Here is a 6,568-nt window from a genome sequence, read left to right as displayed (position 1 = left end):
CGGCGCCGTTCGCCTCCGGTCGGGGGCCGAGGACCAGGAAGCTGCCGGTCGGCCGGTCGGGGTCGGCGATGCCGGCCCGCGCGCGGCGGACCGCGTCGGCGACGGCGCCGACGGCCGTCGGCTGACCGACCACCCTGGACGACAGCGACTCCTCCATCCGCAGCAGCTTGGCGGTCTCACCCTCCATCAGCCGCCCGGCGGGAATGCCGGTCCAGGACGCCACCACGGTGGCGATGTCGTCGGCGCTGACCTCTTCCTTCAGCATCGCGCCGCTGCTCTGGAGCGAGACCAGCTCGGCCTCGGCCGCGGTCAGCTCCGACTCGAGCTCGGGGATCCGGCCGTAGCGCAACTCCGACGCCCGGGCGAAGTCGCCGTCGCGCTCGGCGAGGCTCTCCTCGCCGCGCAGCCGCTCCAGCTCTTCCTTCGCCGTCGAAATCTTGGTGATGTGCTCCTTCTCCAGCCGCCACCGCTCCGAGAGCGCGGTCAGCTGCTCGCGCTTGTCGGCGAGCTCCTTGCGCAGCCGCTCCAGGCGCTCGGCGGAGGCCACGTCGGGCTCCTTCGCCAGCGCCATCTCCTCGATCTCGAGCCGGCGGACGGCCCGCTCGACCTCGTCGACCTCGACCGGCCGGGAGTCGATCTCCATCCGCAGCCGGGAGCCGGCCTCGTCGACCAGGTCGATCGCCTTGTCGGGCAGGAACCGGTCGGTGATGTAGCGGTCCGACAGCGCCGCCGCGGCGACCAGCGCGGCGTCGGTGATCCGCACGCCGTGGTGCACCTCGTAGCGCTCCTTGAGGCCACGCAGGATGCCGATCGTGTCCTCGACCGACGGCTCGCCGACCAGCACCGGCTGGAACCGCCGCTCCAGCGCCGGGTCCTTCTCGATGTGCTCGCGGTACTCGTCCAGCGTGGTCGCGCCGACCATCCGCAGCTCGCCGCGGGCCAGCATCGGCTTGAGCATGTTGCCGGCGTCCATCGAGCCCTCGCCCCGGCCGGCACCGACGACGGTGTGCAACTCGTCGAGGAACGTGATGACCTGGCCGTCGGAGTTCTTGATCTCCTCGAGGACCGACTTCAGCCGCTCCTCGAACTGGCCGCGGTAGGAGGCACCGGCCACCATCGCGGCGAGGTCGAGCGCGACGAGCTTCTTGTCGCGCAGCGACTCGGGCACGTCGCCGGCCACGATGCGCTGGGCCAGGCCCTCGACGATCGCGGTCTTGCCGACGCCCGGCTCGCCGATCAGCACCGGGTTGTTCTTGGTCTTGCGCGACAGCACCTGCATGACGCGGCGGATCTCGGAGTCGCGACCGATCACCGGGTCGGTCTTGCCGTCCCGGGCGCGCGCGGTGAGGTCGACGCCGTACTTCTCGAGGGCCTGGTAGGTCTGCTCCGGGTCGGCGTTGGTCACGCGGCGGTCGCCGCCGCGGATGGCGGGGAACGCCGCGACGAGGTTGTCCTCGGTGGCGCCCGCCTGCTTGAGCACCTCGGCGACGGCGCCGCCGACGCGGGCGAGGCCGGCGAGCAGGTGCTCGGTGGAGACGAACTCGTCGCCGAGCGGGCGGGCGATCTGCTCGGCCGCACCGATGGCGTTGACGAACTCGCGGGACAGGCTCGGCTCGGCGACGCTCGGGCCCTGCGCGGTGGGCAGGCTCTCGATCGCCCGGGCGGCCGCGCGCCGGATGTCGGCGGCGTTGGCGCCTACGGCGCGGAGCAGCCCGCCGGCGGTCGAGCCGCCGGTGTCGAGCAGCGAGAGCAAGAGGTGCCACGGCTCGACGGTGGCGTTGCCGCGCTGCGTGGCGCTGGCGGCGGCGCCGGTGATGACCTCACGACTCTTGGTCGTCAGACGTTCGGTGTTCATGGGCTCCCCTGGTAGCTGGCGTCCACTAGGAACGACGAAACCAGAGTTGAGTCTATTCCGCTCAACCTGAGCCCTGTGATCTGCGTCACTCGTTGCCGACGAGCACCCTGATCCACTTCCGCTCGCCGAAGCTCTCGACACCCAGCCAGTTGACCGGGCCGGCGGCGCAGAACAGCGTGCCGTCGGTCAGCCCGCGCAGGAAGCAATCGCGGACCGGCCAGTCCACCCAGGCGAACGCACCGCCCGAGACCAGCCCCGGCCGCTCCGGCGTGGTGACCGCCAGGGTGGCGTCCGGCAGCGGAACCGCCGACGTGAAGCGGTCCGGGTGCCCGGCGGCGCCCATCGACCGCCAGCCCTGCCCGTCGAAGAACCAGATCGAGGGCCACGAGATCAGGTCGGTCTGCCCGATCAGCCACGCGTACGTCCCGGTGCGGTCCACCGCGATCCGCAGCCCTGCGATCCGGCCGCTCGCGCCGCCGACCGGCACCTGGCGCCAGGTCGCGCCCTGGTCGTTGGAGACCGCCGTGACCGGCCGCCCGTTGTCGTCGACACCCGCCGCGAACAGCCAGTGGACGGCGGAACCGACCGCGCGCAGGCTCGGCACGTCGGGCTGGGAGCGGGTCGGCTTCGGCTTGCCGCCAGGACCGAACCAGACCACCCGCTGCTGCTCGTCGCCGTCGCAGCACACCTGATATTCGCCGCGGAGGACGCGGACGGCGTTCGTGTCGCCAGCCGCGTAGTCGTAGGTCCGGCCGCTGTCGCGCGAGACGTAGTAGCCGTCCGGGTCGGCGTACAGCACCAGCCGCTGCCGGTCTGCCTCGATCTGGAAGCCCTTGGCCTCGGGACGCGGGTTGTATGCCTGGTTCCACGTCCGGCCGCCGTCCTGGGTGCGCACCAGCGCCGCGGAGCAGACCTCCCCCGGCCCGGGCGCGCCGCTGCCGGAACCGCACCGGGCGAACAGCGCGTAGCCGAGGGCCTGGTCGACGAACTCGACCTGCTGCAGGTGGTAGCTCGGCGGCACGGGCACCGAGCCTGCCCGCACCTCGAACGTCGCGGCCGTCGCCGCCGGCGCCGACGGGGTCGGGCGCGGTGGCGGCTTGCGCCGGATGTCGCCGATCGAACACCCACCGAGCAGCACGAGTACGGCGGCCGCCGCCACCAGGATCCGTCCGCGCATCACACCTCCCCGTGCCGCTGCGAGTCACGCGAGATGGGCATGGTTCCCGATCCTTGGATAGGTTGCCACCGTGCGAGTACGGGTGGAACAGACATCGTTACCCGGTATCGGGGTGCGGCACGACTTCGTCACGGAGGCGGGCCGGCGGCTCGGTGTGGTGTCGCATCGCGACGGACGCCGAGCTCTGATCATCTACGACCGCGACGATCCCGACGCGCGGCTGGCCGCGATCCAGCTCACCGACGACGAGGCCGAGGCGCTCGCCGACCTGCTCGGTGCGTCGCTGATGCTCGGCCAGCTCGCCGGCCTGCGCGACCAGGCGGCCGGGCTGCTCACCGAGCAGATCGCGCTGCCCGCGAGCTCACCGTTCGTCAACCGGCCGCTGGGCGACACGCGCGCGCGTACCCGCACCAGCGCGTCGATCGTCGCCGTCCTGCGCGCGGCCCGCGTGATCCCGTCGCCCGGCCCGGACTTCCGGTTCGAGAGCGGCGACGTGATCGTCGCCGTCGGCACCCGCAAGGGGCTCGACGCGCTCACCCGCATCCTCGCCGACAACGATCCGGACGGCTGAGTCCCGCCATGCATGAGAGCACGACGGTCCTGCTGATCGAGGTCGGGGCGCTGATGTTCCTCCTCGGCCTGCTCGGGCGGGTCAGCCGTCGCTTCGGCATCTCCCCGATCCCCCTCTATCTCCTCGCCGGCCTCGCGTTCGGCCACGGCGGCCTGCTTCCGCTCAACGCCAGCGAGGAGTTCTTCTCGGTCGGCGCCGAACTCGGCGTGATCCTCCTGCTCGTGCTGCTCGGTCTCGAGTACTCGGCCGACGAGCTCGTCGGCAACATGCGCACCGCGGCCCCGGTGGGGCTGCTGGACGCGGCCCTCAACGCGTTGCCCGGCGCGGCGTTCGCGCTGATTCTCGGCTGGGGCTGGGTCGCCGCGGTGGTGCTCGCCGGCGTCACCTGGGTGACCTCATCGGGCGTGGTCGCCAAGGTGCTCGCCGACCTCGGCCGGCTCGGCAACCGCGAGACCCCGGTCGTGCTCTCCGTGCTCGTGATGGAAGACCTGGCGATGGCGCTCTACCTGCCGTTGCTGACCGCGCTGCTGGCCGGCACCAACCTGCTCGGCGGCGGTGTCGCGCTGATCGTGGCGGTCGGCACGGTGTCGATCGTGCTGGTGGTCGCGATCCGGTTCGGCGGCTGGATCTCCAACGCGATCTCGGCCCGCGACCCCGAGGCTCTGCTGCTCGGCGTCTTCGGCCTCACCCTGCTCGTCGCCGGCGTCGCGGCGCAGCTCAAGGTCTCGGCGGCGGTCGGGGCGTTCCTGGTCGGCATCGCCGTGTCGGGGCCGGTCGCCCACCACGCCACCCAGTTGCTGTCGCCGCTGCGGGACATCTTCGCCGCGGTGTTCTTCGTGTTCTTCGGCCTGACCACCGACCCGGCCGACATCCCGCCCGTGCTGTTGCCGGCGATCGGGCTCGCGGTGGTCACGATCGCGACCAAGACCATCACCGGGTACGTCGCGGCGAAGCGCGCCGGCATCGCGGTGCGTGGCCGGTGGCGGGCCGGCTTCTCGCTGACCCCACGCGGCGAGTTCTCGATCGTCATCGCCGGCCTGGCGGTGGCCACCCCGGGCATACCCGCGAAACTCGGCGCGCTCGCGACGGCGTACGTGCTGATCACTGTCGTGGTGGGTCCGATCATCGCGCGCGTGCCGGACTTCGAGTGGTTCAAGGCGCTGCTGCGACCGCGCTCGGCGCCGAGCCCCGCGCTGGCGGCGGACGGACCACCCGCGCCGCGGCTCCCGGAGGCCGAGGATCCGTTAAGTACACACACACCGGACGCTACTGGCTAGTAACTGAGCGCGCTCAGCTGATCGTGCCCGGGTCTTAACCTTTGGCCCCTTCCGTCGGTTCGCGGCAGGCGCTACGGTGACGCCGCAGAGGGGTCTGACAGCGGAAGATCGACCATTGGGCGAGATCGACGCATGACCATGCGGAGCGAGGTGTCCGTGAGCGTGCAGTCGACGTCGTTCAGCGGGTTCGCGAACCCCGTCGATCCAACACCGGCGGAGCTACGCGCCTGGGCCTACCACCCCGAGACGGTGCCGCTGCAGTCCATGCCACCCGACTGGGACCTGCTCGTCTCCGGCGACCATCTGGTCACCACGCTGTTCGAGCTCGCGATGGACCGCTCCTGCCCGGCCCGCCGGTTCGCACTGCACTGCCTCTACATCTACGCGGCCGACGGCATCCGCACGAAGTTCCGCGCCCACCCCAAGCGGCGGCTGCGCAAGCTCGTGCAGCAGGCCGAGACGCTGGGCGACGACCTGATGCGCACGTGGGCCCACAACAGCCGGGTGCTGCTGGCCAAGCCCGACCTGTTCGACTACCGCGACTGGTGCGAGGGCGGCCTCGTCCGGTCCGGTCGCCGGCTCTCCTAGCGCGTCCGGGCCGCGCCGCGGATGATCTCGGCGAGCTCCGCCGGCCGCTCCTCCGGGATCCAGTACCCGGTCTCCTGCACCAGCTCCGCCCGCCCGTCCGTGGCGACCTCCGCGACCATCTCGCGCAGGGCGGTCGTCGAGGCGGCCGGCGCGCCGCCCACCGCGGTGACCGGCATCGTCAGGCGGCCGTCCTCGGCCAGCGCCGCCAGGTTGAGCTGCCGGTCCAGGGCCAGCGAGCGGTACATCTCCAGGGCGGCCCGCAGCGCGCCCGGTGCCGCGTACGCCTCGGCGTAGCGGTCCACCTCCGCGGCCTCGATCGCGCCGGCGTCGTAGATCCGGGACCGGATGAAGAAGTCGATGTACGCCCGCTCCTGCCCGCCGATCAGCAGGTGCGCGACGTCGGCGTTGGCGTGGAAGGACAGGTGCCACTGGCGCGGGTTGGTCATCTGGTGGTCGAGCTGTGAGGTGCCGGGCGGTGCCGCCTCGACGAGCACCAGGGCCGCGGTGACGTCGCGGTGGCTCAGGGCGTACGCGAACCCGACGTAGCCGCCCACGTCGTGCCCGCACAGCGTCGCCGGCGTCCCGCCGAACTCGGCCCGGGCGATGGCCCGCACGTCGGCCGCCAGGCTGTGCTTGTCGTACCCGCTGGCCGGGCCGGGCGAGCCGCCGAGCCCGCGCAGGTCGGGCATGACGATCCGGAACTCGCCGGCCAGCAGCTCGGCGACGCGCAGCCAGGCGCGCCAGGTCTGCGGGAAGCCGTGCAGCAGGATGAGCGGCGGGCCGTCACCGACCACCGCGTAGTGGTGCACGGCATCGTTGGCGGCCAGGCGGCGATGTTGAATGTCCAATCCCGAACCCCCCGGGCGCGGAAGGCCGGGACCCCCCGTGGATCCCGGCCTTCTTTGTCCGATATGGTGAGATTAGTCCTTCGCCGACTTGTGCGGGCGCTTATCGCGTCGGCGGGTCGGCCGCTCGGCGTGGTCGCCAGACCACCAGCGCGGTCGACGCGCGCGCGGTCGGCACCAGGTCGCCGCGCGGGTAGGCGCTGACCGCCTCCAGCTCGGCGATCCGCTGGTAGGCCGCTTCCTTGAACGCCAGCA

At 72.2% G+C, this 6,568-nt stretch carries 6 protein-coding genes; 3 read left to right on the top strand and 3 right to left on the bottom strand.

Annotation, left to right across the window (positions count from 1 at the left end; translation table 11 throughout):
* The coding region (locus tag AB0H87_RS35640; RefSeq protein WP_360156110.1) for a Clp protease N-terminal domain-containing protein at nt 1-1,855 on the bottom strand (1,855 nt) is incomplete at its 3' end.
* Between the two features lie 85 nt (nt 1,856-1,940).
* Entirely contained in the window at nt 1,941-3,032 is a 1,092-nt protein-coding gene (locus AB0H87_RS35635) for a hypothetical protein (protein ID WP_360156107.1), read from the bottom strand.
* Between the two features lie 70 nt (nt 3,033-3,102).
* Here AB0H87_RS35635 and AB0H87_RS35630 point away from each other — a divergent pair, with 70 nt between their 5' ends.
* The 3 genes from AB0H87_RS35630 (at nt 3,103) to AB0H87_RS35620 (ending at nt 5,468) form a co-directional block, all read left to right on the top strand.
* A complete protein-coding gene (locus AB0H87_RS35630) occupies nt 3,103-3,603 on the top strand; it encodes a cation:proton antiporter regulatory subunit (protein WP_360156104.1) in 501 nt (166 codons plus the stop codon).
* 8 nt (nt 3,604-3,611) lie between these two features.
* Nucleotides 3,612-4,880 (top strand): cation:proton antiporter, encoded by a 1,269-nt coding sequence (locus tag AB0H87_RS35625; RefSeq protein ID WP_360156101.1) that lies wholly within the window; start codon nt 3,612-3,614, stop codon nt 4,878-4,880.
* A gap of 156 nt (nt 4,881-5,036) precedes the next feature.
* Nucleotides 5,037-5,468, top strand: coding sequence for a hypothetical protein (locus AB0H87_RS35620; RefSeq protein ID WP_360156113.1), 432 nt, complete (start codon nt 5,037-5,039; stop codon nt 5,466-5,468).
* On the opposite strand, the gene AB0H87_RS35615 is transcribed toward AB0H87_RS35620, so the two are convergent.
* Nucleotides 5,465-6,316 carry an alpha/beta hydrolase gene (locus tag AB0H87_RS35615; protein WP_360156098.1) on the bottom strand — a complete coding sequence of 284 codons (852 nt, stop codon included), beginning with the start codon at nt 6,314-6,316 and terminating at the stop codon, nt 5,465-5,467. The genes AB0H87_RS35620 and AB0H87_RS35615 overlap by 4 nt on opposite strands.
* Nucleotides 6,317-6,568: the final 252 nt, after the last annotated feature.

The sequence above is a fragment of the Asanoa sp. NPDC050611 genome (genome assembly GCF_040654855.1).
Lineage (GTDB): Bacteria > Actinomycetota > Actinomycetes > Mycobacteriales > Micromonosporaceae > Asanoa.
This window is presented reverse-complemented; position numbering and strand designations above follow the sequence as displayed.